The sequence below is a fragment of the Burkholderia sp. WP42 genome (genome assembly GCF_000745665.1).
Lineage (GTDB): Bacteria > Pseudomonadota > Gammaproteobacteria > Burkholderiales > Burkholderiaceae > Burkholderia > Burkholderia vietnamiensis.
Genome location: NZ_JQJT01000020.1, coordinates 46,067 through 71,684, shown reverse-complemented (window position 1 = coordinate 71,684; position 25,618 = coordinate 46,067). Strand labels below are relative to the sequence as shown.

General features: G+C 68.2%; 21 protein-coding genes and 1 pseudogene. 7 read left to right on the top strand and 15 right to left on the bottom strand.

Annotated elements, in window-relative coordinates; translation table 11 throughout:
* Positions 1–8: 8 nt before the first annotated feature.
* A pseudogene (glnH, locus tag EX20_RS13185) lies at positions 9–745 on the bottom strand (glutamine ABC transporter substrate-binding protein GlnH).
* A gap of 612 nt (positions 746–1,357) precedes the next feature.
* Positions 1,358–1,729 (bottom strand): MAPEG family protein, encoded by a 372-nt coding sequence (locus tag EX20_RS13180; RefSeq protein WP_011881935.1) that lies wholly within the window; start codon positions 1,727–1,729, stop codon positions 1,358–1,360.
* 304 nt (positions 1,730–2,033) lie between these two features.
* Between EX20_RS13180 and alr the strand changes: the two genes are divergently transcribed.
* The gene (gene alr, locus EX20_RS13175) at positions 2,034–3,155 is read left to right on the top strand and encodes an alanine racemase (RefSeq protein ID WP_034193817.1); all 1,122 of its coding nucleotides are present in this window, start codon (positions 2,034–2,036) and stop codon (positions 3,153–3,155) included.
* 153 nt (positions 3,156–3,308) lie between these two features.
* On the opposite strand, the gene EX20_RS13170 is transcribed toward alr, so the two are convergent.
* The 6 genes from EX20_RS13170 to EX20_RS13145 form a co-directional block, all read right to left on the bottom strand.
* Complete coding sequence (locus EX20_RS13170; RefSeq protein ID WP_131929021.1) at positions 3,309–4,103, bottom strand: enoyl-CoA hydratase; 795 nt, start codon at positions 4,101–4,103, stop codon at positions 3,309–3,311.
* A 74-nt stretch (positions 4,104–4,177) separates the two neighbouring features.
* Positions 4,178–4,543 (bottom strand): response regulator, encoded by a 366-nt coding sequence (locus tag EX20_RS13165; RefSeq protein ID WP_006765703.1) that lies wholly within the window; start codon positions 4,541–4,543, stop codon positions 4,178–4,180.
* 38 nt (positions 4,544–4,581) lie between these two features.
* The gene (locus EX20_RS13160) at positions 4,582–5,541 is read right to left on the bottom strand and encodes a chemotaxis protein CheX (RefSeq protein ID WP_034193815.1); all 960 of its coding nucleotides are present in this window, start codon (positions 5,539–5,541) and stop codon (positions 4,582–4,584) included.
* Between the two features lie 22 nt (positions 5,542–5,563).
* The gene (locus EX20_RS13155) at positions 5,564–6,148 is read right to left on the bottom strand and encodes a hypothetical protein (protein ID WP_034193814.1); all 585 of its coding nucleotides are present in this window, start codon (positions 6,146–6,148) and stop codon (positions 5,564–5,566) included.
* The gene (locus EX20_RS13150; RefSeq protein WP_081350623.1) at positions 6,145–6,885 is read right to left on the bottom strand and encodes a methyl-accepting chemotaxis protein; all 741 of its coding nucleotides are present in this window, start codon (positions 6,883–6,885) and stop codon (positions 6,145–6,147) included. Before EX20_RS13150 ends, EX20_RS13155 begins: the two co-directional genes overlap by 4 nt.
* A gap of 2 nt (positions 6,886–6,887) precedes the next feature.
* Positions 6,888–9,278 (bottom strand): MCP four helix bundle domain-containing protein, encoded by a 2,391-nt coding sequence (locus tag EX20_RS13145; RefSeq protein WP_034193813.1) that lies wholly within the window; start codon positions 9,276–9,278, stop codon positions 6,888–6,890.
* A 274-nt stretch (positions 9,279–9,552) separates the two neighbouring features.
* On the opposite strand from EX20_RS13145, the gene EX20_RS13135 reads away from it, so the two are divergent.
* Together EX20_RS13135 and EX20_RS13130 are read left to right on the top strand one after the other, a co-directional pair.
* Positions 9,553–9,750, top strand: coding sequence for a hypothetical protein (locus EX20_RS13135; protein ID WP_034193811.1), 198 nt, complete (start codon positions 9,553–9,555; stop codon positions 9,748–9,750).
* A 33-nt stretch (positions 9,751–9,783) separates the two neighbouring features.
* On the top strand, positions 9,784–10,473 hold the full coding sequence (locus EX20_RS13130; protein WP_011881927.1) for an alpha/beta hydrolase: 690 nt from the start codon (positions 9,784–9,786) through the stop codon (positions 10,471–10,473).
* A gap of 43 nt (positions 10,474–10,516) precedes the next feature.
* Here the strand turns inward: EX20_RS13130 and EX20_RS13125 are convergent, their stop codons facing one another.
* Together EX20_RS13125 and aspA are read right to left on the bottom strand one after the other, a co-directional pair.
* Entirely contained in the window at positions 10,517–12,028 is a 1,512-nt protein-coding gene (locus EX20_RS13125; RefSeq protein WP_034193810.1) for an amino acid permease, read from the bottom strand.
* A gap of 99 nt (positions 12,029–12,127) precedes the next feature.
* The gene (gene aspA, locus EX20_RS13120; RefSeq protein ID WP_011881925.1) at positions 12,128–13,534 is read right to left on the bottom strand and encodes an aspartate ammonia-lyase; all 1,407 of its coding nucleotides are present in this window, start codon (positions 13,532–13,534) and stop codon (positions 12,128–12,130) included.
* Between the two features lie 151 nt (positions 13,535–13,685).
* Here aspA and EX20_RS13115 point away from each other — a divergent pair, with 151 nt between their 5' ends.
* Entirely contained in the window at positions 13,686–14,660 is a 975-nt protein-coding gene (locus tag EX20_RS13115; RefSeq protein ID WP_011881924.1) for a LysR family transcriptional regulator, read from the top strand.
* A 159-nt stretch (positions 14,661–14,819) separates the two neighbouring features.
* On the opposite strand, the gene EX20_RS13110 is transcribed toward EX20_RS13115, so the two are convergent.
* Entirely contained in the window at positions 14,820–15,884 is a 1,065-nt protein-coding gene (locus EX20_RS13110; protein WP_034193809.1) for an asparaginase, read from the bottom strand.
* Positions 15,885–16,210: 326 nt separating this feature from the next.
* Here EX20_RS13110 and EX20_RS13105 point away from each other — a divergent pair, with 326 nt between their 5' ends.
* Complete coding sequence (locus EX20_RS13105; RefSeq protein WP_034193808.1) at positions 16,211–18,463, top strand: TonB-dependent receptor; 2,253 nt, start codon at positions 16,211–16,213, stop codon at positions 18,461–18,463.
* Between the two features lie 81 nt (positions 18,464–18,544).
* Here EX20_RS13105 and EX20_RS13100 read toward each other — a convergent pair whose 3' ends face one another.
* Genes EX20_RS13100 through EX20_RS13090 form a run of 3 tightly spaced genes read right to left on the bottom strand, consistent with a single transcriptional unit; the run spans position 18,545 to position 21,213 of the window.
* A complete protein-coding gene (locus EX20_RS13100; protein WP_034193807.1) occupies positions 18,545–19,567 on the bottom strand; it encodes a DUF2891 domain-containing protein in 1,023 nt (340 codons plus the stop codon).
* A 9-nt stretch (positions 19,568–19,576) separates the two neighbouring features.
* Positions 19,577–20,527, bottom strand: coding sequence for a DUF979 domain-containing protein (locus EX20_RS13095; protein WP_011881920.1), 951 nt, complete (start codon positions 20,525–20,527; stop codon positions 19,577–19,579).
* The gene (locus tag EX20_RS13090; RefSeq protein ID WP_011881919.1) at positions 20,524–21,213 is read right to left on the bottom strand and encodes a DUF969 domain-containing protein; all 690 of its coding nucleotides are present in this window, start codon (positions 21,211–21,213) and stop codon (positions 20,524–20,526) included. The genes EX20_RS13095 and EX20_RS13090 overlap by 4 nt, the downstream gene beginning before the upstream one ends.
* A gap of 488 nt (positions 21,214–21,701) precedes the next feature.
* Here EX20_RS13090 and EX20_RS13085 point away from each other — a divergent pair, with 488 nt between their 5' ends.
* The gene (locus EX20_RS13085) at positions 21,702–21,926 is read left to right on the top strand and encodes a hypothetical protein (protein WP_006399758.1); all 225 of its coding nucleotides are present in this window, start codon (positions 21,702–21,704) and stop codon (positions 21,924–21,926) included.
* 262 nt (positions 21,927–22,188) lie between these two features.
* Positions 22,189–23,304: a diguanylate cyclase domain-containing protein gene (locus tag EX20_RS13080; protein ID WP_034193806.1), complete on the top strand. Its 1,116-nt coding sequence runs from the start codon at positions 22,189–22,191 to the stop codon at positions 23,302–23,304.
* Here the strand turns inward: EX20_RS13080 and EX20_RS13075 are convergent.
* Positions 23,294–25,543, bottom strand: a complete 2,250-nt coding sequence (locus EX20_RS13075) for a putative bifunctional diguanylate cyclase/phosphodiesterase (RefSeq protein WP_011881917.1) — start codon at positions 25,541–25,543, stop codon at positions 23,294–23,296. The genes EX20_RS13080 and EX20_RS13075 overlap by 11 nt on opposite strands.
* Positions 25,544–25,618 lie beyond the last annotated feature (75 nt).

Genomic DNA, 25,618 nt, shown 5'->3' with positions numbered 1-25,618 from the left:
GTGTGGCGTCACGCCCACATCTTCGGCGGCTCGGCGCCGAACCACCTCTTGTAGATCAGCGCGTAGCGGCCGTCGGCCTTGATCTTCACGAGCGACGCGTTGACCTTCGGGAAGCCGATCCCGTACTGGTCGCCGCTGACGGGCTGGCCCGCGACCTTCACCTTGCCCTTGCCTTCGTTGTTCACGAAGAACAGCACGTTCGGCGTGTCGCGCATCGCCGCGTCGACGCGGCCTGCCTCGAGCGCGAGGTACGCCTGGTCGATGTTCGGGAACTGGCGGATTTCCTTCGGCTTCAGGTGTGCCTCGATCCAGTCGATCGTCGCAGTGCCCCTTTTCGCGGCGATCACCTTGCCGTTCAGGTCGTCGATCGACTTGATCGACGTATTGCCGGTCTGCACCATCGCCGCGAGCCCGCTGTCGTAGTACGGCGCGGAGAAGTCGATCGCCTTCTTGCGCTCCTCCTTGATGGTCATCCCCGACAGCGCGACGTCGATGTTCTGCGTCTGCAGCGCCGGAGTCAGGCCCGCGAAATCCATCGGCTGGATCGTGTACTTCCAGCCCGGGTCCTTCGCGATCTCGGCCCACAGGTCGAGATCGAAGCCGACGTACTTGTCGCCCTGCTTGAACTCGAACGGCATGAACGACGTATCGGTACCGACGACGAGCGTCTTGGTGTCCGCGCGGGCGATGCTGGCGCCGAGCGCGGCAGCGACCGCACGGCTTTCAGGAAGGAACGGCGACTCATGACTTTTCTTCGCATGGTTGAGCGAGGTAACCGGCCGGCTGGCCGGGGAACGACGACATCAAGCCGCACCGCAACATGCGATGTTGAATTATACATTAGAGCAACATGTGTTGTCAGTGTGGATACTACGACAACAAAAAAACGCGCAACGGAAAAATGTATCGAGACAAACCCGAGCCGGGGCAAGCGGGTTTGATCTGAGGAAAGGGGCGTCAGGGGTGCGGGGCGGGAGCGACCGGTCGGTCGGTGGCAATGGCGCGCCGTTGCGGAGCGTGGAAGTGCGAAAGTGCCGACGAGGCGATGTGGGCGAGCGCCGTTGCGGCGAACTCGTGTGTTGCCGTGGCGATCCGGGAATGGAGTGGACGACTGCGCATCCCGCGGAAGGAGCGAGCGAGGGACGCTGCCGCGGGCAGCGGGGCCGGACGCTTGGTGCGAAGCATCCCCTCTCACGCTGGGCCGGCGCGCGCCGGTCGCCGTCGACCGCGTTCGTGCCCAGCGAAGCCGGCGCGCCGCCGCTCAAGCGCGCGAAGGCCGTAGCGCCCGCATCCACAACGCATCCCATGACGCTCACGCGCGCGGCGCGGGCATCGCCGGCTCGTTACCTCATCGTCGTCACGGCGCGGCGAAGAACAGCGCGACGACGCAGGCCATCCCGGCGAACCACACGAGCGAGCGCAGCGCCGCCCAGTCCAGCACGTACATCAGCGCATACACGATGCGGATCGCGACGAACGCGATCGCGAGCTGGTCGACGTGATGCGCATTCGCGCCGTTGTGCCACGCGACGACGAGCCCGGCCGTAAACAGCGCGAGCGCTTCCCACGCGTTCTGGTGCGCGGCCTGCGCCCGCGCGCGCCAGCCTTCGAGCCGCGCGAGATACGCGCGCGGCGCATGGTTGTCGTAGCCCTTGCGGGCCTTCGCGAGAAACGTCATGGGGAACGGCAACAGCGCCACGATGAACAGGCACAGCTGGGACGTCGTCATCAAAGTCTCCTCCTTTATGATTACATCGATCAATGACACGGTTTCGCAGAGCTTAGCATCGCGACATGCCGTTCGCGCACCGGTTTTCTAGACGGCGGACTCGGCAAGGCCGGCTGCGCGAACTCGCGACGACCCGCTTGCGAGATCGAATATTCCACCAAATCGACGCTAAATACGTTAATTAAAACTGGTCCAACATAAATAAGATAGCGATCGAAACTGGCTTGGCACGTCGCCACGCCACCATGCCGACCCGCGCTGCACCGTCGTGCGCGCGCCGAACGACCTTCGATCCGAACCGACCATGCCCCGTCCCATCGTCGCCCATATCCGTCCCGACGCCGTCCGCCACAACCTCGACTTCATCCGCCGCACCGCCGCGCACTCACGCGTGTGGGCCGTGATCAAGGCCAATGCATATGGTCACGGGATCGAGCGGATCTATCCGGGCCTCGCGGCCGCCGACGGCATCGCGCTGCTCGATCTCGACGAAGCCGTGCGCGTGCGCGAGCTCGGCTGGGACAAGCCGGTGCTGCTGCTCGAAGGGATCTTCGAGCCGGTCGACGTCGAACTCGCCGACCGCCACCGGCTCACGGTGGCCGTGCACTGCGACGAGCAGCTCGATCTGCTGATCGCCGCGCAGCCGCAACGACCGATCGACATCCAGCTGAAGATGAACTCGGGGATGAACCGGCTCGGCTACCGTCCGCACCTGTTCCGCGCCGCGTGGGAACGCGCGGCGGCCGCACCGTCGATCGGCAACATCACGCTGATGATGCACTTCGCGAACGCCGACGAAGGCGAAGTCGCCTGGCAGCTCGACCAGTTCGATGCAGCCACGGCCGGGATCCCGGGCGAGCGTTCGACGTCGAATTCGGCCGCCGTGCTGTGGCATCCGCAGGCGCACCGCGACTGGGTGCGGCCCGGCACGATCCTGTACGGCGCATCGCCGACCGGCGCGTCGCGGCACATCGCCGATACGCCGCTGATGGCGGCGATGACGCTCACCAGCAAGATCATCGGCGTACAGACGCTCGCGCCGCAGGAAACGGTCGGCTACGGCCGCCGCTTCACGGCCGAGCAGCCGATGCGGATCGGCGTCGTCGCATGCGGCTATGCGGACGGCTATCCGCGCCACGCCCCGACCGGCACGCCGATCGCCGTCGACGGCGTGATGACGCGCGTGATCGGCCGCGTATCGATGGACATGCTGACCGTCGATCTGACGCCGTGCCCGAACGCCGGCATCGGCTCGAGCGTCGAGCTGTGGGGCGATCAGGTGAAGGTGGACGACGTCGCGGAAGCGAGCGGCACGATCGGCTACGAGCTGATGTGCGCACTCGCACGCCGGGTGCCGGTGGTGGTCGTGCCGCCCGGCGCGTCGGCAGCGGAGCCGGCGCTGCGCACCGGCAGCTACGGACGTTGACGAGCGCGGCGGCGGCGCGTTGCAGGTGCCGTCAGCGCGCCGCATACGGTTGCGGGCCGCATTGCACGCGGCGCGTGCGCGCAGCCGCCGCGTAGAGGCGCCGCGCATCGGCGAAGGCAACGCTGGCCCCGCACCGCGCCGCTCCCCTGCCCGCTACGAACGCCAGATCGGCTCGCGCTTCTCCAGGAACGCGTCGATTCCCTCGCCCGCATCTTCTTCCATCATGTTGCGGGCCATCACGTCGCCCGCATACGCGTATGCATCGTCGAGCGGCAGCTCGCGCTGCCGGTAGAACATCTGCTTGCCGTAGCGTACCGCCGCCGGGCTCTTCGCGACGATCTCCGCGACCTTGCGCGCGACGGCCGCGTCGAGCGCATCCTCCGGCACGGCCTCGTTGACGAGCCCCCACGCGGCGGCCGTCGCCGCGTCGACGAAGCGGCCGGTGACCAGCATGTCGAACGCGCGCTTGGCGCTCACGTTGCGGCTCAGCGCGACGGCCGGCGTCGAACAGAACAGCCCGACGTTGATCCCCGACACCGCGAAACGCGCGGTATCGGCCGCGATCGCGAGATCGCATGCGGCAACCAGCTGGCAGCCGGCCGCCGTCGCGATCCCCTGCACGCGCGCGATCACCGGCACCGGCAACGCGCGCATCGCGAGCATCACTCGGCTGCATTGCGCGAACAGCGCACGGTAGTAATCGAGTTCGGGCTTACCGCGCATCTGCCGCAGGTCGTGGCCCGCGCAGAACGCGCGGCCCTCGGCGGCCAGCACCACGCAGCGCGCCTGCGGGTCGGCGGCGATCGAATCGAATGCCGCCTGCAGGCGCGCGAGCAGTTCCTCGGACAACGCGTTGAACTGCTGCGGACGGTTCAGCCGCAGCGTGACGACGCCGTCACGCACGTCGTGCAACAGGATGGGTGCTGCCGAAGCGCAATTCGTATCCATGACGTCCCCGGTTGAAATGATGTCGATGCGATCACGCATCAATATAGTCCAACGGGGAAGCCCACGCCGCGCGGTCAGCCCGCGAGTTTCTTCAGCGCGTCGAGCACCGCGTCGCCCTTGAACGGCTTGACGATCCAGCCCTTCACGCCGGCCGCCTTGCCGCGCTCCTTCATCGCCGGGCTGCTTTCGGTCGTCAGCATCACGACGTTGACCGACGTGTTCGCCAGTTCGCCGCGGATTTTCTCGACCATCGTCAGGCCGTCCATGTTCGGCATGTTGACGTCGCTGATCACGAGGCGCACGCCGGGCGTCGCCTTGAGCTTCGCGAGCCCGTCCTTGCCGTCCACCGCCGTCGCGACGTCGAGCCCGTGATTGCGCAGGAAGCCCGCGACTTCGTCGCGCACCGTGCCCGAATCGTCGACCACCAGAATCTTTGCCATGCTTTCTTCCCCTTTTGCGTCGTTGCCGACTTCAATGTTCAAAACAGTTCGAGCTCGCCCGACTCGACCATCGGCCCGACGTCGTGCACCGCTTCGCGGAAATCCTCCGGCGACCAGCTCAAGCTGAACACGAAGCGCTGATCGAGCTGCACCGCGCGGCCCGACGCGCGATCGGTCACGCGATACTTGAAGCAGAGCTGCGGGCAGTCGCCGCCGAACGAGATGAACTTCTGCTTGTGATTGACGACGAGCGGCACCTGCACCGGATGGCGCGCGAGCGCGTCGGCGTCGCCGAGATAGCGGTCCTTGAACGCGCCCCACACGAGATTCGTCAATTCGCCGAGCACGCTGTTGACGTCGCGAAAATCGGGTGCGCGGCCGTCGTCGCGCGTGCCGCCGATCATGTCGAGCAGCGGCTGCTCGCTCGTCTGCAGCAGCATGTAGCCGCGGCACCACGCGCTTTCGAGCGCGATCAGGCTGAACACTTCGCCGAAGATGATCTGGTCGCGCACGATGCACGGCGTGTCGCATTCGATCGCCATCCCCGGAAACAGGCCGTCGAGGCGCGCCTCGGTGATCTCCGCGATGCCGCGCACGAGCGCGTTCGGGTAATCGCGGCCGAACAGGTATTCGTCGACGGCGCGCTTGAGCGGCGTCAGGTCGTCGGCGACGTAGGCCGCGCACGCGACGCGCGCGAGCGCATCGGGCAGCCCGTCGCGCGACGCATTCGCCGCGCGGCGCAGGATGATCGGCAACTCGGGGCGCAGCGCGTCGATCTGCGTCGCGACGATCGCGCTCTCGGCCGGCGAGCCGCCGTAGTCTTCGGCGAGCAGGATCGCGCCGAGATCGATGTTCGAGCGCAGCACCTGCAACAGGCGGTTGCGGCGCACGGTCAGGCCCACGAGGTTGTGCTCGTCGCAAAAGCGCTTGATCGTCGCGGCATGCGCGCGGCTGTCGTCCAGCACGAGCACCTTGCTGACGGGTTGGTCCACGGTCATCTCGGATAATCCTCGGATTCGGTCAAAACAGTTCGAGCTCGCCGCCCGTGTCCACCGCAGCCGCTTCCGGCACGTGGAAATCCACCGGCGCGTTCGCGCACACGCAGAGCGTCGCGCCGATCCGCACGTCGCCGTCGAGCGTCACGTCGTACGCAGCCGTGTGAGCGGGATGCAGCGCGGCCAGGTAATCGACGCTCTCGCCGCTCAGCAGATAAGGCGTCGACATCCCGAGATCGGGAAATGGCGCGGTGAGCGCCTGGTTGATCGCGCCGCAGCACAGGTTCGCGACTTCCATGAACGCTTCGGCCAGCGGCCGCTGCGTGCTCGCTCCGGGCGTCGTCGCGGCGAAATGACGTTGCGTCGGCGCATCGTCGCGAAAGCGCAGCGCGAGCAGCAGACGGAAATGCAAGGCCGAGATCGTCAGCACGACGACCTGCTCGCGCGCATCGGGCTTGGCGCGCCGCTGGGTGCGCGACGGATCGTCCGGTGCGCGCCCGGCATCGTGCGCGACCGGCCGGATCTCGCATGGGCCGCCGCCCGCGAGCCGCGTGCGCGCCGCATCGAAGAAGATCCGCTCGAGGCCGGCACGCGCCTGCGCACTGATCACGCCGCCGCTCCTTCGAGCCGCGCGTGCAGCTGCGTCGCGAGCGTCTCGACGGTTGCCAGCGCGGCGGTGATCATCTTGCCGCCGGCCTGGATGTCCTGGAACGTCGCGGCCGTCACGAGGTCGTTGCGGTTCAGGCTGTCGCGATAGCTGTTCGACAATTGCTGCGAGCGCGCCGCCAGCCCGCGCACCTCGCTCGCGACGATCGAGAAGCCGCGCCCGGCCGCGCCGGCGCGCGCCGCTTCGATCGACGCGTTCAACGACACGATCGACACGTGCGCGACGATCGCCGACAGCTCCTGGTTCTTCGCGCGCATGTCCTGGTTCTGCGTGGTGAGCGAGATCATCTGCTCGTGCCAGCGCTCGAACGTGCCGGCCAGCCCGCGCAGCCGCGCGGCTTCGTCGGCGAGCTTCGTCGCGTGCTGCGACAGCGCCGCGCGCTCGGCCGCGAGCGCCTGCAGCGCGTCGCGCCGCTCGTCGGCGCCGGCCGTCTCGCGCGCCAGCGCCTGTTCGAGCTCCGCTTCCCGCTGCGTCCAGGCCTGCGCCGCCTGCGCATGCGCGGCGACGGCCGCGTCGGCACGCGCGTCGGCGGCGTTCAGCGCGTCGCGCAATGCGTGCGTTTCGCTCGCGATCGCGGCGGCGGAACGCGCGCGCAACACCCGCGCGACGATGAAGGCGATCAACGCGGCCGCCACGCCGCCGCTCAGAGCGGCGCCGACCGGAATCATCCACGCCTGCACGTTCACTCCGCTGCGTCGACGTTCGCGATGCCGGCGCGCGCGTGCGCCTCGACGTCCCGGCCGTCGCCCTCGGCCGCGAAACGCGCCGGCAGCGACACGATCGTCTCGAACGCGCGATACGACGCGCCGGCGCGATCGTCGGTGAAGCGCAGCGCGATGTCGCCGCCGTCGCGTTTCAGGAAATTGCGCACCGCGTCCATCCCGACGCCGCGCCCCGACACTTCGGTCACCGCGCGCGCGGTCGAGAAGCCCGGCCGGAAGATCAGCTCGGCCACGGCTTCATCGGTCATCGCCGCGTCGTTGCCGGCGTCGATCCAGCCGCGCTCGCGCGCGATCGCGCGGATGCGGGCGAGCGCAAGACCGCGGCCGTCGTCGCGCAGCACGAAGCGCAGCGCGTCGCCGTCGGCGGCAACCGCGATGTCGATGGTGCCGGCCACCGGCTTGCCGGCCGCGCGCCGCTCGTCGGACGTTTCGATGCCGTGGTCGAGCGCGTTGCGCAGCAGATGCATGAACACGTTCTTCAGCGTCGCGCCGATCTCGCTGCGCACGCGCTGCCCGTTGCTGTCGATATGCACGACCGGCGCGGGCTTGCCGAGCTCGGCCGCGAGCGACGGCAGCGATTCGATCACGCCGCCCAGCGCATCGCCGATCCGCTGCGTGCCGAACTGGCTCAGCAGGCGGCGCACCGAATCGCGCGCGGCGAGCCAGTCGCTCGCGTTCGCGGGATCGGCGCCGTCGAGCATGCGCAGGCTCTCGCTGATATGCGCGCGCTCAACCATCAGGTAGTCGGCGCCGTCACGCGGCACCGGCTCGCCGTCGCGGCCGAGCGTCACCGCGTTGATCGTCGCGTAATGGTCGACCGCGTCGCGCACGCGGGCCAGGTCTTCCATCAACGCATCGCGGTTCCATTCGGGGCCGCCGTCCGCGCGGCGCAGCGATTCGTACGCCTGCTCCGCCTCGTGCACGATGTTGGTCAGGTGCTGCAGGCTGTACGTGCGCGCATTGCCCTTGATCGTGTGCATGTTGCGGAACAGCGCGGCGACGATCGAATGATCGGCGCGCTCGTGCTGGCGGATCATCCGCTCGTTTTCGCTGAGGAAGCCCTTCGCGCTGTGCACGAAGTCGTGGAACTTGTCCTGGCTGATCGACAGGATCTCGCCGATCATCTCGAGCCGGCGCTGTTGTTCGCCCGCTTGCGCGGTCAGCTCGCGAATCTCGGTCACGTCGCGCACGCACAGCATCAGCCGCACGACCGTGTCGGTGTCGTCGGTGATCGCCGACCAGCTCAGGTCGAGCCATTTCTCGCGGCCGTCCGGCATCCGCTTCGCGACTTCGTTGACGAGCAGGTGCTCGTTGAACGCGAAGTTCATGCTGTCCTCGCCGAGACACGCGTGCACGGCCGCTTCGACCTGCGAGCGCGCGTCGGCGCCGATGCTCGAATCGTCGAACACGAGCGCCATCAGGTCGCGGCCCGCGATGTCGTCGGTCTCGAAGATGGTTTCCAGATACGCCGAATACTCGCCGTGCACGCGCGCGCCTTCGACGACGGTCAGGATCCCCTGCTGCATGTTCTGCAGCATCGCCTGGATGTCGGCCGTCTTCTGCTTCAGCTGCGCGGCGTTCTGCTGGATCTTCTCGATCATCCCGTTGAACGCGACGATCGAGTGACCGATCTCGTCCATCCGGCCGACCGGCACGCGCCGCGTGAAGTCCTGGCTCGTCGCGATCTCGCTCATCATCGTCTGCATCCGGCTCAGCGGGCGCGTGATCTGGCGGTACAGCACGAAGCCGAGCGCCGTCAGCAGCACGACGACCGTGCCCGCGACGCCCGCGATCGCGGTCGCCGTGGTCGCCAGCATGCCGTTCAGCGCGCTGATCGCGTCGTCCTTCTGGCGGTTCTTCTCGATGCGCAGCGTGTCGACGATCCCTTCGAGTTCGTCGCGATACTGCGCGACGTTCGCGAACAGGTAAGCCTGCGCCATCTCCGCCTTGCCGTCGGCCTTCATCTTGACGGTGTCGTCGATCGCGGCGAAGTAGTTCGCGGCGCTGTCGCGCGCCTGCGCGACGAGCCCTTGCTGCGCCTGGCCGACCGCCGACTTCGCCTGTGCGTCGAGCGCGGCGCGCAGCGCCGCCTGCTTCGCCTTCAGCTCGTCGCGCGCCTGCGAGGCGGTTTGCGGGTCCGGTGCGTACACCAGCGTCATCGTCGCGATCTGGATGTTCTTCACGTCGGCGACGAGATCCGCCGACGCGAGCGCGCTCGGCACGATTCCCTGGGTAACCTGACGGACCTCGGCGGCGCTCTTGCGCGTCTGGTACACGGCGTACGCGCCGATCGAGGACAGCGCGATGAACGTCAGGACGACTAGCAGCGTAATGCGATGACGAATGGTCATGAGTACAGCTCCCCGCAGCGATCCGGCTTCAATCGCCCTCTGGTCTATTGAAAGAATATGAGCGGCGAATTATCGGGGATGGTGTATGACGGTCCGATGACCGGAAATCAATGGATCGTTGATGAAATTGCAATGATTAATTGCGCAGCCGAATTCCTAAAGTTCCGACGGAATCGGCCGTTAATCGTTATCCGGCAAGGGTTCGCCATCTCCTTTCAGCGCGGCGACGGGCGAATTCGGATATTCGCTTTCCATTCGTAATTCGGCAATTCAAATGGTGTCGATTCCGGCAGAACGCCTGCAAATCGTCGAGGTCGGCTGGCTGCCGGCCGGACATTTGGCGGCAGTTTTCCGGTGGCTGATTCGCAATACGCGCGACGCAGCGCCGGCCGCGATGCCGGACGGCATTCATTCCTGTCGGGAAAGGATCAATCACCATCCGGCGGTTCACGCTGCCGGCTGCGCGGCATAGACTGTCGGATCGTTTCGCTACCGGACCCACGCGATGACCGACGTTGCCCAGCTGACCACCGACCCCGAATCGGGCCTCCACTACCGGCTGCGCGCGGCCGTCGGCCGCCCGGCGGGCCGCCTGTTGCTGCTGCACGGCGTCGGCGGCAACGAAACCAATCTGCTGAACCTGGCCGATACGATCGACCCGCGCATCGAAATCGCGTTCCTGCGCGCGCCGCTGGCGTTCGGGCCAGGCCAGCATGCATGGTTTCCGGTGCGCTTCGGCCCGAACGGCCCGGAAATCGACGCGGCCCGCGCCGATGCGAGCCGCCTGAAGCTGATCGCGCTGCTGCGCGCGCTACGCGCGCGCGACGCCGCGCAGCAAGCCGCCGCGTTGCCGGTCGCGATCGCCGGCTTCAGCCAGGGCGGCATCATGAGCGCGAGCGTCGCGCTCACGTCGCCGTCCGACGTCGCCGCGTTCGCGGTGCTGTGCGGGCGCATCCTGCCGGAAATCGATCCGCTGATCGCACCGCGCGACGCGTTGAAGCCGCTGCACGCGCTGGTGATGCACGGCCGCTTCGACGACAAGCTGCCGCTCGCATGGGCCGACACGGCCGACGCGAAGCTGACGGCGCTCGGCGTCGCGCACGACACGTGGCGCTACGACGCCGGCCACGAACTCACCGCGCAGATGGCGGCCGATTTCAGCCAATGGATCGGTGCGCGGTTCGGCTTGAACTGAGCGCGGTGGGCCGGCCGGGCGCCGGCGCGCGCGGCCGGCATCGTCAGACGCTGCCCGCGGGATCGGCGGCGATCGGCGAGGCAGCCTGGGCCGCGGCCGCAGCAGCGGCATCGCGCGCCGCGCCGCGCTTCGCGAGCTTCCAGCCGACCACCAGCGCGAGTACGACGACCGGAATCATCGCGACGGTCCACGTGCCGCCGGGATAGTCGAACGCCATCAGCACCAGCACGCTGACCAGGAATCCGAGCGTGAGCCACGACGTGAACGGCGCGCCGGGCATCCGGAACGACACCGGGCTCAGCTCGCCGCGATCGACCGCGCGGCGGAACAGGATCTGGCACATCACGATGAAGCCCCAGGTCGTGATGATGCCGAGCGACGCCATGTTCAGCACGATCTCGAACGCCTGCGCCGGCACGATGTAGTTCAGCGGCACGCCGAGCGCGTTGACCGCGACCGTGACGAGGATGCCGCCGTACGGCACGCCGCGCGCATTCATCCGCGACACGAAACGCGGCGCCGAGCCGCCCATCGCGAGCGAGCGCAGCACGCGCCCGGTCGAATACAGGCCCGAGTTCAGGCTCGACAGCGCGGCGGTGAGCACGACCACGTTCATCACCGTGCCGACGTACGGCACGCCGAGCTTGCTGAAGAACGTCACGAACGGGCTTTCGTGGGCGCTGTACGCGGTCCACGGCAGCAGCATCGTCAGCAGCACGACGGAGCCGACGTAGAACAGCGCGATGCGCCACATCACGCTGTTGATCGCCTTCGGCAGCACCTTGCGCGCGTCGGCGGTCTCGCCCGCGGCGACGCCGACGAGCTCGATGCTCGCATACGCGAACACGACGCCCTGCACGATCAGCACGGCCGGCAGGATGCCGTGCGGAAAGATCCCGCCGTGATCGGCGACCAGATGCAGGCCCGGCATCTGCCCGGCGACCGGATGGCCGCTCGCGAGAAACACCGCGCCGACCGCGAGGAACAGCGCGAGCGTCCCGACCTTGACGATCGAGAACCAGAATTCCATTTCGCCGAACACCTTCACGCCGATCATGTTCATCACCGACACGATGCCCAGCGCGCCGAGCGCGAACACCCATTGCGGCACGTCGGTGAACACCGCCCAGTACTTCATGTAGATCGCGACGGCGGTGATGTCGACGATGCCGGTGGTCGCCCAGTTCAGGTAGTACATCCAGCCCGCGACGAACGACGCGCGCTCGCCCATGAACTCGCGCGCGTACGACACGAACGAGCCGCTGGTCGGCCGGTGCATCACAAGCTCGCCGAGCGCGCGCATGATCAGGAACGCGAACGCGCCGCACACCAGGTAGACGAGCGCAAGCGCGGGCCCCGCGCTCTGCAGGCGCCCGCCCGCGCCGAGAAAGAGGCCGGTGCCGATCGCACCGCCCATCGCGATCATCTGCACGTGGCGCGGCTTGAGCTTCTGTTCATAGCCGGCCTCGTGCGACGCGAACATCGCGTCGCGCTCGGCATCGCGGGGTTGCGCGCCGCCGGTCTTGGCCGGCGCGCGCTCGCTGACGTGCTTCATGGTGTGTCTCCGTTTCTTGATGTGTCGCGCCGCCGACGCGGCGCCGCGGGAACGGCGCGCGGGCGGCCGGCGGCAGGCGCCGGCGCCGCGTGGCCGAAATCAGTAAGCGCGCGGGCGGATCAGCGCTTCGGGTTGCAGCGCGTCGTCGAGTTGCGCATCGGTCATCAGCCGGTGTTCCAGCACGACCTCGCGAATCGACTTGCCGCTCTCGTGCGCCTCCTTGGCGACGGCAGTGGCGCGCTTGTAGCCGATGTACGGGTTCAGCGCGGTGGCGAGCGCGACCGAGCGCTCCATCGTGTCGCGCAGCCGCTCGGGGTTCGCGGTGATGCCGCTCACGCAGCGATCGGCGAGCGTCGTGCAGGCCGCGCTCAGATGGCCGAAGCTGCGGAACAGCGCGCTGGCGATCACCGGCTCGAACGCGTTGAGCTGCAGCTGGCCGGCCTCGGCGGCGAACGTCACGGTCAGGTCGTTGCCGAACACCTCGAACGCGACCTGGTTCACGACCTCCGGAATCACCGGGTTCACCTTGCCCGGCATGATCGACGAGCCGGCCTGCACCGGCGGCAGATTGATCTCGCCGAAGCCGGCGCGCGGGCCGCTCGACAGCAGCCGCAGGTCGTTGCAGATCTTCGACAGCTTGACGGCGATCCGCTTCAGCACGCCCGACATCTGCACGAACGCGCCGCAATCCTGCGTCGCCTCGATCAGGTTCGGCGCGGTGCTCAGGTCGAGGCCGGTGATGCGCCGCAGTGCGGCCAGCGCCTTCGCCGCATAGTCGGGATGCGCGGTGATGCCGGTGCCGATCGCGGTCGCGCCGAGGTTGATCTCGCGCATCAGCCAGCCGGCCTCCTGCAGGCGCGCGATGTCTTCGCTCACCATCACCGCATAGGTCGAGAACTCCTGGCCGAGCGTCATCGGCACCGCGTCCTGCAACTGCGTGCGGCCGAGCTTGAGCAGATCGGCGAATGCGTCGGCCTTCTGCGCGAACGCGTCGCGCAGGTGCGCCATCGCCTCGAGCAGTTGCTCGACCGCGAAGCAGGTCGCGATGCGGATCGCGGTCGGGTAGACGTCGTTGGTGCTCTGTGCGAGGTTGACGTGCTCGTTCGGATGCAGATGTTCGTACTGGCCGCGTGCATGCCCCATGATTTCGAGCGCGCGGTTGCAGATCACCTCGTTCGCGTTCATGTTGGTCGACGTGCCCGCCCCGCCCTGGATGACGTCGACCACGAACTGGTCGTGCAGGCGGCCGTCGCGGATTTCGGCGCAGGCGGCGGCGATCGCGTCGCGATACGCACGCGGCAGCAGCCCGAGCTCGCAGTTCGCGTCGGCGGCCGCTTCCTTGACCGCCGCCAGCGCGACGACGAGGTACGGCAGCGACGCGATCGTGCGCCCGGAGATGTCGAAGTTCTCCTGCGCGCGCAGCGTATGGACGCCGTAGTACGCCGAGTCGGGCACGTTTCGCTGCCCTAATAGATCCGCTTCGACGCGAAAGCCGCGTTCCGTCATGGTGTCCCTCCTGTTGTCTCGTTGCGCTGCCGAAAACGGCGGCGTGCACCGCTGTCCGACGCGCGGGATCGCATTCTATGCCTTTGCAGAGTGATGCTCGTTTCTGTATTATCGAAAGCGGTTTTGCGTGGAACGCAACAGCAGGAGACGGATGAACACCATGGCGAGAGACACCGGCATCGATCACCTCGGCGCGATGCGCGCGTTCGTGCGGGTCGTCGAAATGGGGAGCTTTTCCGCGGTGGCAAAGGAGATGCGCGTGTCGACGTCGACGGTCGCGCGCAAGATCACCGCGATCGAGGACGCGCTCGGCGTCGCGCTGCTGCATCGTTCGACGCACAGCGTGACGCTGACCGAGGCCGGCCACATCTACCTGGAGCGCGCGGTCACGCTGATCGCCGATCTCGACGACACGCTGCGCGTCGTCGCCGAGCTGAACGCGCAGCCGAGCGGGCCGCTGAAGCTCACCGCGCCGGTCGCGTTCGGCCGCCGCCATCTCGCGCCGCTGATCGCGCCGTTTCTCGCGCGCTACCCGACGATCCAGCTCGACGTGCGGCTCACCGACAACCACAACGATCTGGTCGCCGGCGGCTTCGATCTCGACATCCACGAGGGCGAGAACTATCTGGACAACCTCGTCGTCCACCGGCTGTCGCGCAACGACAGCGTGCTGTGCGCGACGCCCGGCTATCTCGACCGTTGCGGGCGGCCGGCGACGCCGCAGGATCTGCAGCAGCACAATTGCCTGCGCTACGTGCATCCGGACGGCGATCCGCGCTGGGAACTGGTGCGCGGCGACGAGCGGCACAGCGTGCTTCCGGCCGGCAACCTCGTCACCGATCACTCGGAGCTGCTGCTCGACGCGACCTGCGCGGGGCTCGGCATCGCCGAGTTCGAGATCTGGCTGGTGCGCGACCTGCTCGCGAGCGGCCGGCTCGAGGCCGTGCTGCCGCGCTACCGGCTGCACAACAAGCTGACCGGCGACTACATCTACATCGCGTATCTGGCGAACCGGCGCAGCTCGGCGAAGCTGCGCGTGCTGAAGGACTTTCTGGCCGAACATCTCGCGCACATCGGCGAGCTGTCGGAGGTCGAGCTGATGAAGATTCGCGACGCGCTCGCGTAACCGGCGCGGCGGCGGCCGTGCAATCGCATGGCCGGCGTCGCGCCGGGCATGCGCGCGTCAGGGTCAGCGGCAGCGACATCGCCATGGTCCGTTCGGATACCGGGCTCCACGGCGCGTGCAGCGGCCGAGCGCTTCCCGCGCCCGGCGCGGCGGCTCGCGTCAGGCCGGCTGCAGCTCGAACGGGAAGCGCGCGTGCCCGACTTCGACACCCTGCGTGTTCAGCATGCGCGGCCGATGGAACGCGGCGAGCTGCGCGCGCTGCGCGTCGGTGCCGATCCCCAGCCGCTCGAGCAACTCGCTGACGACCATGTACAGCACGTCGATGTTGCCGTCGCCGATCTTGACCGAGATGCCGAGCGCGCCCTGCGCACCGAGTTCGCGCGTGCGTGCGCAGGCGCGCACGCCGATCCCGTAGCATGCATCGGCGCCGAGCTTGCCGACCACCTGCCCTTCGAACGCGTTCATCAGCACCGTGCAGTAGCGGCCATCTCCGGCGACCAGCTCCGGATGCGCCGTCATCGCCCGATGGATGCGCGCGAGCGCGCGCACGCGATCGGTGGTCGCGACGCTGCCGGCTTCGACCGCATCCGCGCTGCCGGCGAGCGACGCGTAGAGACGCGCGAGCCGGTCGAGCGGGAATGCCGGGGTCGGCAGATTGCAGCCGTCGATCGCCCAGTCGACCTCGTCTTCGCGCAGCCCGCACGCGTCGGCGAGCACCTCCTTGACGCGCAGCTGCATCGGGTGCTCGGGCAGATGGTAGTCGGCGATCGCGGCGCCGAGCACGCGCGCGCCGGCCAGCATGCCGACGTGCTTGCCCGAACAGTTGCTGCACACGCCGGTGGGCGTGTAGTCGCGCTTGATCCACGAGCGGTACACCTCATCCGACAGCGGCGCATGGCCGCCGCAGCGCAGGTCCGACTCGTGCGCATCGACCTTCGCCAGCATCGCGCGCGTGCGCGCGATGTGCCGCTCCTCGCTGCTGTGCGATGCGCACATCAGCGCGATGTCGGCGTCGTCGAAACCGAAGCGCTCGGGCGCGCCCGTCTCGATCACGGACAACGCCTGCGCCGGCTTCGCCGCCGAACGCGCGAGCGTCACCCGGAACGGATCGCCGAACCGGAACAACAACTTGCCGTGCGCATCCACCACCGCGATATCGGCGACGTGCGTATTCTCGATCGCATTGCCGCGGTACGTGACGACCGCTGCGCGTTGGGTGTCCATCTTCTACTGTCTCCTTCGTCGGGGCCTGATTCGCCGGGGCCCGTGCAACCGGTACGGCAGTGTATCGACTCGCCGTTCGAGCGCAGCGCCCACCGATGGAAAGCGGCTTTGCGCGATGCGCAAAGCCGTCGCCGCGCTCCGCGCCGTGAGTATGACGATTTCGTTGCGAAACAATACGATTGTTTACATATTTCCTACCGCTCCGTACAATCGCAATCGCTAATGCGAATCATACGCATTTGTATTGACGTTTTCCGACACGACGGCCGCGGCCGGCCGTGTCGCGACGACGCGTCCGATTCACGCTACTTTCGCTGCCTCTCGCCATGTCCGTCCCGTTCAAGACGCGGCCTCGTGCCGTCGTGTCCGCACTCGCCTGCTCCGTGTTCCTGACGCCGCTACTCGCGCGCGCGGAAACCGCCGCCGCTTCGGCTCCGTCCACTGCTTCGACCGATTCCTCCGGTTCCGCAGCGCCCGCGCCGTCGGCGACGCTGCCGGCCATCGCGGTGCAGTCGTCCGCGCTGTCGGACATGCAGGTGAAGCGTTCGCCGTCGTACAAGTTCACCGCGCCGCTGCTCGACACGCCGCGCTCGGTCACGGTGATTCCCGAGCAGCTGATCAAGGAGAAGAACGTCACCTCGTTCGCGGACGCGCTGCGCTCGGTGCCGGGCATCACGTTCCTCGGCGGCGACGCGGCCGCGAACCCGTCGGCCGACCGTCCGGTGATCCGCGGCTTCGAATCGCGCAACTCGATCTTCGTCGACGGGATGCGTGATTCGGGCGTGCAGAACCGCGAGACGTTCGCGGTCGAGCAGATCAGCGTGATCAAGGGCCCGGACTCCGTGTACGCGGGCCGCGGCTCGGTGGGCGGCAGCATCGACATCGTCACGAAGACGCCGCAGAACGACAACTTCGTCAACGGCAGCATCGGCTTCGGCACCGACGGCTACAAGCGGGCGACGCTCGACGCGAACCGCAAGATCGGCGACACGACGGCCGTGCGGCTGAACGTGATGGGCCACGACGCGAACCAGCCCGGCCGCAACGACGTGTACAACAAGCGCTGGGGCGTCGCGCCGTCGGTCGTGTTCGGGCTGAACACGCCGACCACCGTCACGGTCAGCTACTACCACATGAACTCGTACGACATGCCCGACTTCAGCGTGCCGTTCCGCGCGTCGGGCGGCACGCCGGTGCCGACCGATCGCGGCCGGTTCTTCGGGCTGAACACGCGCGACTACCGCTACGGCCAGACCGACACCGGCGAAGTGCGCGTCGAGCACCGCCTCAACGACGCGTGGAAGCTGAAGAACACGACGATGTTCGGGCGCTCGACGCTCGACTACGTCGCGACGAACCCGCAGATCCTCGCGTCGAATCCGAACCTGATCGCGTTGCAGGCGAAGAGCGGCAAGTACGCGCTGAACAGCATCGCGAACCAGACCGAAGTGACCGGCAGCGCGCAACTGTTCGGGATGAAGCACACGATGACGGCCGGCGTCGAGTTCAGCCATGAGCAGTCGCGCTACGAGGGCTATCTGGTGTCCGATGCCGCCGGCCACAACATCCGCACCGGCGGCCCGTGCTCGGTGGCCGGCAACTGCACGCCGCTCGCGGGCGGCTGGAACCCGAACATGCCGTGGACCGGCAGCATCGTGCTGAACGGCGACAAGGGCTTCCCCGGCGCGACGACCAACACGCGCACCGACACCGTGTCGGCGTACATCTTCGATACGGTCAGGCTGTCCGAGCGCTGGCAGTTCAACACCGGGCTGCGCTTCGACCGCTACGACACGACCGGCAAGCAGGCCGGCGTCGCCGACCTGTCGAATACGTCGAACCTGTTCAGCTACCAGTTCGGCCTCGTGTTCAAGCCGGTGACGAACGTGAGCCTGTACGCGTCGTACGGCACGTCGTCGAACCCGCCGGGCTCGAACGCGGGCCTCGGCGGCGGCTCGGACCAGATCACCGCGACGAACCAGGATCTCGCGCCCGAGCGCTCGCGCAACATCGAGGTCGGCGCGAAGTGGGACGTGCTGCAGGATCAGCTGTCGCTGACGTCGGCGCTGTTTCAGACCGACAAGACCAATGCGCGCGTGAGCGACGGGCTCGGCCATACCGTCAACGCGGGCAGTCAGCGCGTGCGCGGCGTCGAGCTCGGCTTCGCGGGCAACCTGACGCGCAAGTGGCGCGTGTTCGGCGGCTACTCGTACCTGAATGCGATCACGACCGATGCGGGCCCCGGCAGCCCCGGCGCGTCGGGCCTGCCGATGGTGATGGTGCCGAAGCACAACTTCACGCTGTGGACGAGCTACGACGTGCTGCCGCAGCTGACGCTCGGCGCCGGCGCGACGGTGATGAGCAAGACCTACGCCTCGGTATCGTCGACCGTGAAGAAGTGGACGCCCGGCTACGCGCGCTTCGACGCCGCGGCAACGTGGCGCGTGAACAAGACGATGGATGTGCAGCTGAACGTGCAGAACCTGTTCGACAAGCAGTATTACGCGAGCGCGTATCCGATCTACGCGACGTGGGCGCCGGGCCGCTCGGCGATGGTCACGCTCAACTTCTATCAGTAAGCGCGAGCGGCGGGCGATGGCGCGGGGCGGCTTGCGGGCCGATTTGCGTCCCGCCGCGCCCGCCGCTCATCGCCATCGAGATTACGCTTCGACCGCGAGCAACGCGAACGTCGCGAGCCAATGTTCGCCCATGTAGTCACCGGCCACGTGCGCGAGCGCGCTCGACAGATGGCGCTCGGCCGCATCCAGCAGTTTCGCGCGCCGCACGTCATGTTCCGGCAGCGCGTGCGCCAGTGAACGCTGGCACCACGCGCGGCTCAGGTTCAAGCCGTCCAGATGCGCGATCTTGCCGTCGCTGCGATCGCTGACCGTCGCCGGCGTGAACAGCGTCGCCGGTTCGCCGCGCGCGAGATCCGGCAGGAAGCGTGCGAACCAGCCGTCGAAGTCGGCGGCCGGCAGCACGCGCCGCATCAGCTCCGCCTCCATCAGCGCGGGCGACAGGAACTCGTCGCCCGAGGGTTCCCACGCCTGGCACGCGACGTCGTTCAGATGCCAGCGCTTCGCGGTATCGGCGATCAGCGCGGCGAGCCCGTCGCGCCGCGTGGCGCGCGCGAAATCATGCGCGAGCGCGAGCGCGAACGCGGTGTTGAAGTGCGTGCCGACGCGCAGCGGATAGGTCGCTTTCGGCAGGAACGTCTCGAAGCGCGAGACGAACAAGTCGGCGAGCGGCGCCATCGTCTTCGCCCAGCGCGCCGCCTGCGGCACCGCGCCGCTCAGCGCGAGCCGCTCCAGTTGTCCGGAAAGCGCGAGCAGCCACGCCCAACCATAGGGCCGCTCGAAACCTCTGTTGTGCGGCAGCGCGAGATACGCGCGTTCGCCGGCGACGTTCGCGTCGGTGAAATGCGCATCGACGACGGCGACGATCTGCGCGGCCTGCGGCAGCGCCGGATAGCGCTCGAGCACGCGCAGCACGAGCCAGTAGCCGTGCACGCAGGAATGCCAGTCGTAGCTGCCGTAGAAGATCGGGTGCAGCGCACGCGGCCCCTGCACGTCGTGCGGGCCGGCGAGTTCGTGCGTGAGCTTGTTCGGATATTCGCGGGTCAGGTGCGCGAGCGCGAGCGACGCGAATTTCGCGGCCAGCTCGGCAGTCAGTCGGTCGGTCATGGGGTCTCGTCAGTAGCGGAATACGAACGCGTACATCAGCAGCGTATTGACGGCCAGCAGCAGCACGGCGGTCGGCCACTGCGCCTTGATCACGCCGTTCTTGTCCTTCAGTTCCAGCAGCGCGGCCGGCACGATGTTGAAGTTCGCGGCCATCGGCGTCATCAGCGTACCGCAGAAGCCGCTCAGCATCCCGATCGCCCCGAGGATCGCCGGGTTGCCGTGAAACTGATGGACGATCAGCGGCAGGCCGATGCCGGCCGTCATCACCGGGAACGCCGCGAACCCGTTGCCCATGATCATCGTGAACAGCGCCATCCCGACCGTGTATGCGGCAACGACCGCGAACGGCGAATCGACCGGCACCCAGTCGCGCACGAGCCCCGACACCACGCCGCCGACGCCCGCGAGCGCGAACAGCGCGCCGAGCGCCGCGAGCATCTGCGGCAGGATCGCGGCCCAGCCGACGGCGTCCATCGTGTGACGCGCCTCTTTCAGCGCATGAACGGGCGAATCGCGCAGCATCGCGAGCGCGACGGCGAACGCGACGAGCGTGCCGAGCACGAGCGAGATCAGCGTCACGCTCTTCGGTTCGACGAACGGCACGAGCTTGAGCACGAACGTGCCGATCAGCGTGACGACGGGAATCAGCAGCGCGGGCAGGAACAGCCTGTTGCCGAAGCGCAGCGCGTTCGCCGCGCGCCGCGCGGCCGCCGCCTCGCCGGCTTCGTCGGACTTGCCGCGGCCGAGCTTGCCCGAGCCGGCGATCAGCGCCAGCGCGATCGCGAGACAGCCCGTCACGAAGTGCGGCAGCAGCGCGCCGAACAGGAACGTCAGCGCATAGATGGCCCAGAACGCGAAATTGACGACGCGGCGCGGGTTCGTGCGATCCATCAGGTTGAAGCACGCGAACGCGGCGAACATCGCGCCGGCCACCGAGTACAGCGGTTCGAGACCGATCATCGCGCGCCCTCCCGCGCGAACGCGCCGAAGCCGCGCGACAGCCGCCGGTCGAGCAGCGCGAGCCGCGCGCAATGGATCAGCAGCGCGGCGAGCGCGGTCGGAATCGCCCACACCGACAGCTGCAGCGGCTCGATCGAGATGCCGTTCTGTTCGAGAAAGCCCTTGATCAGCAGGATCGACTGGATCGCGATGAAGATGTCCTCGCCGAAGAACACGGCGACGTTGTCGGCCGCCGAGGCGTGCGCGCGGATCTGCTGGCGCACCGACTCCGGCAGCTCGCCGTGGCGGCCGACCGCCGCGGCCTCGGCCATCGGCGCGATCAGCGGCCGCACCATCTGCGCGTGGCCGCCGAGCGACGTGAGGCCGAGCGCGGCGCTCACCTGGCGCAGCACGAAGTACAGCATCAGCACGCGCCCGGTCGTCGCCGCGTGCACGCGCGAGATCATCCGCTTCGCCTGCTCCTTCAGTCCGTTGCGCTCGAGCAGCGCGATCACCGGCAGCGTCAGCCAGATGAGGCCCATGTAGCGGTTCTCGGCGAACGCCTTGCCGAACGCGCTCACGATGCCGACGATGTCCATCCCGCCCGCCAGCCCCGTCGCGAGCCCGGCGATCGTCACGACCAGCAGCGCGTTGAAGCGCAGCGCGAAACCGATCACGACGATCGGCACCCCAATCAGCACCAGCATTGCCGCTCCTTCCGTTGGATGCGCGGCGCCGTCCCGGCACGCCGCAGGCCCGGTTTCGACCGGGTTCAGGCGGCAAAATCTAACACGAGAATTTATCGATAAAAAGTCGATGATTTGCGGCTTCGGGTAAACGTTGAAGCGTGCCGGCACGCGGCGGCGGCGCGCCGTCGGCAGGCTGCGGCGGCCGCATGGCGCCGGTGCGCGGCGCGTCGCGCCGGCACGGGCGCACGCCGGGCCGCGTGGCGCGGCACCGGTGCGGCGACCAGGGCATGTTCACGCTGATAACGGGCTTGCGAACGAGCCTTTGCGCCCGCCGGGCAAAAAGAGAGGGCGCGATAGCCGTAGTAGCTATTGCAACGACGAACGACGACGCCCTGCGCGCGCAAAGGCTCGTTCCCTGTTTGGAAAAGTTCGTTGGTGGGGCTGGCCCGTTATTAGCGCGAACATGCCCTAGACTGGAAAGCATCGCAACGTATGGGAGAGCCGCCATGATCGACGTATTTCAGACCATCGGCAGCCGCGCGTTCTCCGCTCATCTGGCGAAGGACGGGATGGTGACGTTGATGGAGCAGCGCCACGAGGTCGACCGCGTGACGCTCGCCACCGCGTACGCCGCGCTCGTCGAGGCATCCGAGCAGGAGGCCGATCTGCGCGACGCGACGGTCGAAGGGATGATGCGCGCGCTGATCCAGGGGTACGCGCGCAGCCATTGACCTGAGCCGCGCCGCCGAGGCGGCGCGTCGGCCGGCAACCCCGACCCGCGTGCGACATCGCGTCGTGCCTGCGCGGGCATCCGGCACGTTCCCGCATCCGGCGCGATAATGGCGCGCTGCGCGGCCCGCCTGCCGCAGCGTTCGGCGGTCTCGCGCGCAACGGTTGGCGCGCCGCGCCGGCCAACCGGCCGCGTTCGCGCGGATCCGATCCCGATGAAACGCCGCCACACTCCCTCAGCCATCGCGCAATCCGGCATCGATCATGACCAGTGACTTCACCCGCCCGCCCGGCGGCTCGCATGCGGCGCTCGACAGCGCGCGCGGGCCGCGCACGCCGACCGCCGACACCCCGGCGATGGTTCTGCTGGTCGACGACCAGACGATCGTCGCCGAGGCGATCCGGCGCGCACTCGTCGACGAGGAAGGGATCGACTTCCACTACTGCCCGCGCTCGGACGACGCACTGGCCGTCGCGATCGACACGCGCCCGACGGTGATCCTGCAGGATCTCGTGATGCCCGGCGCGGACGGGCTGAGCCTCGTGAGCGCGTACCGCGCGAACCCGGCGACGCGCGACGTGCCGATCATCGTGCTGTCGACCCAGGAAGACCCGGCGATCAAGAGCACCGCGTTCGCGTGCGGCGCGAACGACTACCTCGTCAAACTGCCGGACCGCATCGAGCTGGTCGCGCGGATCCGCTATCACTCGCGCTCGTACATGAACCTGCTGCAGCGCGACGAGGCCTATCGCGCGTTGCGGCAGTCGCAGCAGCAACTGCTCGAGGCCAATCTGGAACTGCGGCGCCTCACGCACTCGGACGGCCTCACCGGGCTGTCGAACCGCCGCTACCTCGACGAATATCTGGCCGCCGAATGGCGCCGCGGCGCGCGCGAGCGCAGCGAGCTGTCGCTGCTGATGATCGACGTCGACAACTTCAAGCTGTACAACGACACGTACGGGCACGTGTCGGGCGACGGCGTGCTCAGGCAGGTAGCCGCGACGATCGAGCGCTGTCTCGCGCAGTCGGGCGATTTCGCCGCGCGTTTCGGCGGCGAGGAGTTCGCGGTCGTGATGCCGGCCACGACGCCGGGCGCCGCGCGGCTGCTCGGCGAGAAGATCCGCCTCGCGGTGGAGGCGTTGCGGCTGGAGCACACGCATTCGTCGACGGGACGCTACGTGACGATCAGCATCGGCGGCGCGAGCATCGTGCCCGCGCCGGGCGTGCCGGCCACCTTGCTGATCGAAGCGGCCGATCGCGCGCTGTATCGCGCGAAGCACGGCGGCAAGAATCGCGTCGACGTGGATGCGCAACCCACGCCGGCGCCGCGGGCGCCGTCGGCGCCCGGCAGCGATCCCGACCGCTCGCCTACGCGGTGACGAGGCGGCGGGCGTAGTCGGCCGCTTCGAGCGGCCGGTCGAACAGGTAGCCCTGTTGCATGTCGCAACCGATCTGCTGCAGGAACCGCGACTGCGCTTGCGTCTCGACGCCTTCCGCGGTCACCTTCATGCCGAGCGAGTGCGCCATCGCGACGACGGCCTGCGTGATCGCCACCGAGTCGCGGTGATCGGGCACGCCCGACACGAACGAACGGTCGACCTTCAGGTTGTGCAGCGGGAAGCGCTTCAGGTAAGCGAGCGACGAATAGCCGGTGCCGAAGTCGTCGACGGAGATCCGCACGTTCAGGTCCGCGAGCGCTTCGAGCATCGGCAGCACGGTTTCCGTGTCGTTCATCAGCACGCCCTCGGTGATTTCGAGCTGGAGCGCGCGCGGATCGAGCTTCGTCAGCGCGAGACAGCGGTAGACCGATTCGACGAGGCCCTCGTGGAACTGCCGCGGCGACAGGTTGACGGACAGCATCATGTCGGGCGCGATCGTGCGGCGCCATTCGGCGGCCTGCCGGCAGGCCGTTTCGAGCACCCATTGGCCGATCGCGACGATCAGGCCCGTGTCTTCCGCGACCGGGATGAACTCCGCCGGCGACAGCGGGCCGAGCTCCGGACTGGTCCAGCGCAACAGCGCCTCCGCGCCGACCGTGCGGCCGCTGCGCGCGTCGACGACCGGCTGGTACGCGAGCCGCAGCGCATCCGACGAGATCGCGCGGCGCAGCGACTGCTCGATCGCGAAGCGGCGCTGCAGCCGCAGGTTCAGCTGCGCGGTGAAGAACGTGAAGTGGTTGCGACCGCGCTGCTTCGCGTCGTACATCGCGGAATCGGCGTTGCGCATCAGCGTGGCCGCGTCGTCGCCGTCGCGCGGCGCGACGCTGATGCCGATCGACACGCCGAGCCAGTACTCGTTGTTCGCGATCTCGAACGGCTTCGCGATCGCGTCGATCACCTCGCGCGCGAGCGCGGCCAGCGCGTCGGGATCGTCGCAGTCCTCGACGAGGATCACGAACTCGTCGCCGCCGACGCGCGTGAGCGCATGGCGGCCGCTGCCGCATACGACGAGCCGCGCCGCGACGCTGCGCAGCAGCGCGTCGCCGGCGTCGTGGCCGGCCGTATCGTTGACCTTCTTGAAGCCGTCCAGATCGATGAACAGGACCGCGACGCGCGCGGGTCCGGCAACCGGGTCGCGCTTGCCGAACAGCTCGCGCATCCGCTCGGACAGCCAGCGCCGGTTGTACAGACCGGTCAGCGCATCGCGCGTCGCCAGATAGCGCAGCTGCTGCTGCGCCTCGCGCACGGGTCCGATGTCGTGGAACGACAACAGCACCGATTCCGGCTGCGTGGCGCCCGGCTTGACGATCGGCACCGCGTTGCCGCGCACCCAGATGATGTCGCCGTCCGCGAGCCCGAAGCCCGCCGCATAGTCGAGCTGCGAGGCGCCCGTGACGAGCGCGCGTCGGCTCGGCCAGTCGTCCGGCGCGATCGACGTGCCGTCCTCGTGCACCTTGTAGAGAATCACCGTCGACAGCCGGCGCCCGACCAGATCGCCCTTCACGCGCATCATCCGGTGCGCGCTCGGATTGCACGCGGTCACCACGCCGTCGCGCGACACGACCAGGATGCCTTCGTTCAAGCTGTTGACCACCAGCCGATGATGTTCCTCGCTGCGCACCAGTTGCCGAGCGATCGAATCCTGGTGCACCGCGAGGCCGACGCTATTGCCGATATCGCGCAGCAGGTCGGTTTCGGTGTCGGTCGGACACCGCGGCTCGTGATGGTAGACGGCGAACGCGCCGAGCACGGTGCCCGCGTCGTCGAGAAACGGCACCGACCAGCACGCGCGCAGGCCGAACGACAGCGCGAGCGCACGATAGTCGGCCCAGAGCGGATCGGTTTCGATGTCCTCGACGGCGACCATCCGGCGTTCGTGCATCGCCGTGCCGCACGAACCGACGGCCGGCCCGATCGGCAGGCCTTCGATCGCGGCGCTGTACTGTTCAGGCAGCGACGGCGCCGCGCCGACGTGCATGTGGATGCGATCCGCATCGAGCAGCAGGATCGAGCAGGCCGCCCCGTCGCCGAGCAACGCCTCGGCACGCCGGCATACCTCGAGGAGCAACTCGGGCAGCGGCGTGTTGCGCGTGATCAGCCGCAGCACACTCTGCTCGGACGCGAGTACTTCCGCTGCGAGCCCGGCGCTGTAGCGAGAACTTTGCGGTTCGGTATTCAATATGAATGCTGCCGTCAGTTCGACCGGGCTATTGCGCCCGATTCGTTGGTTTTATGTGCACTCTTTATCGCCCCG

Bases quoted from the DNA above. Each gene is read 5' to 3' on its own strand.
- EX20_RS13180 (WP_011881935.1), bottom strand. From the start codon at position 1,729: ATGACGACGTCCCAGCTGTGCCTGTTCATCGTGGCGCTGTTGCCGTTC.
- EX20_RS13090 (WP_011881919.1), bottom strand. From the start codon at position 21,213: ATGCTGGTGCTGATTGGGGTGCCGATCGTCGTGATCGGTTTCGCGCTG.
- EX20_RS13095 (WP_011881920.1), bottom strand. From the start codon at position 20,527: ATGATCGGTCTCGAACCGCTGTACTCGGTGGCCGGCGCGATGTTCGCC.
- alr (WP_034193817.1), top strand. From the start codon at position 2,034: ATGCCCCGTCCCATCGTCGCCCATATCCGTCCCGACGCCGTCCGCCAC.
- EX20_RS13170 (WP_131929021.1), bottom strand. From the start codon at position 4,103: ATGGATACGAATTGCGCTTCGGCAGCACCCATCCTGTTGCACGACGTG.
- EX20_RS13110 (WP_034193809.1), bottom strand. From the start codon at position 15,884: ATGGACACCCAACGCGCAGCGGTCGTCACGTACCGCGGCAATGCGATC.
- EX20_RS13115 (WP_011881924.1), top strand. From the start codon at position 13,686: ATGAACACCATGGCGAGAGACACCGGCATCGATCACCTCGGCGCGATG.
- EX20_RS13105 (WP_034193808.1), top strand. From the start codon at position 16,211: ATGTCCGTCCCGTTCAAGACGCGGCCTCGTGCCGTCGTGTCCGCACTC.
- EX20_RS13135 (WP_034193811.1), top strand. From the start codon at position 9,553: ATGGTGTCGATTCCGGCAGAACGCCTGCAAATCGTCGAGGTCGGCTGG.
- EX20_RS13080 (WP_034193806.1), top strand. From the start codon at position 22,189: ATGACCAGTGACTTCACCCGCCCGCCCGGCGGCTCGCATGCGGCGCTC.
- EX20_RS13165 (WP_006765703.1), bottom strand. From the start codon at position 4,543: ATGGCAAAGATTCTGGTGGTCGACGATTCGGGCACGGTGCGCGACGAA.
- EX20_RS13130 (WP_011881927.1), top strand. From the start codon at position 9,784: ATGACCGACGTTGCCCAGCTGACCACCGACCCCGAATCGGGCCTCCAC.
- aspA (WP_011881925.1), bottom strand. From the start codon at position 13,534: ATGACGGAACGCGGCTTTCGCGTCGAAGCGGATCTATTAGGGCAGCGA.
- EX20_RS13160 (WP_034193815.1), bottom strand. From the start codon at position 5,541: ATGACCGTGGACCAACCCGTCAGCAAGGTGCTCGTGCTGGACGACAGC.
- EX20_RS13125 (WP_034193810.1), bottom strand. From the start codon at position 12,028: ATGAAGCACGTCAGCGAGCGCGCGCCGGCCAAGACCGGCGGCGCGCAA.
- EX20_RS13085 (WP_006399758.1), top strand. From the start codon at position 21,702: ATGATCGACGTATTTCAGACCATCGGCAGCCGCGCGTTCTCCGCTCAT.
- EX20_RS13100 (WP_034193807.1), bottom strand. From the start codon at position 19,567: ATGACCGACCGACTGACTGCCGAGCTGGCCGCGAAATTCGCGTCGCTC.
- EX20_RS13145 (WP_034193813.1), bottom strand. From the start codon at position 9,278: ATGACCATTCGTCATCGCATTACGCTGCTAGTCGTCCTGACGTTCATC.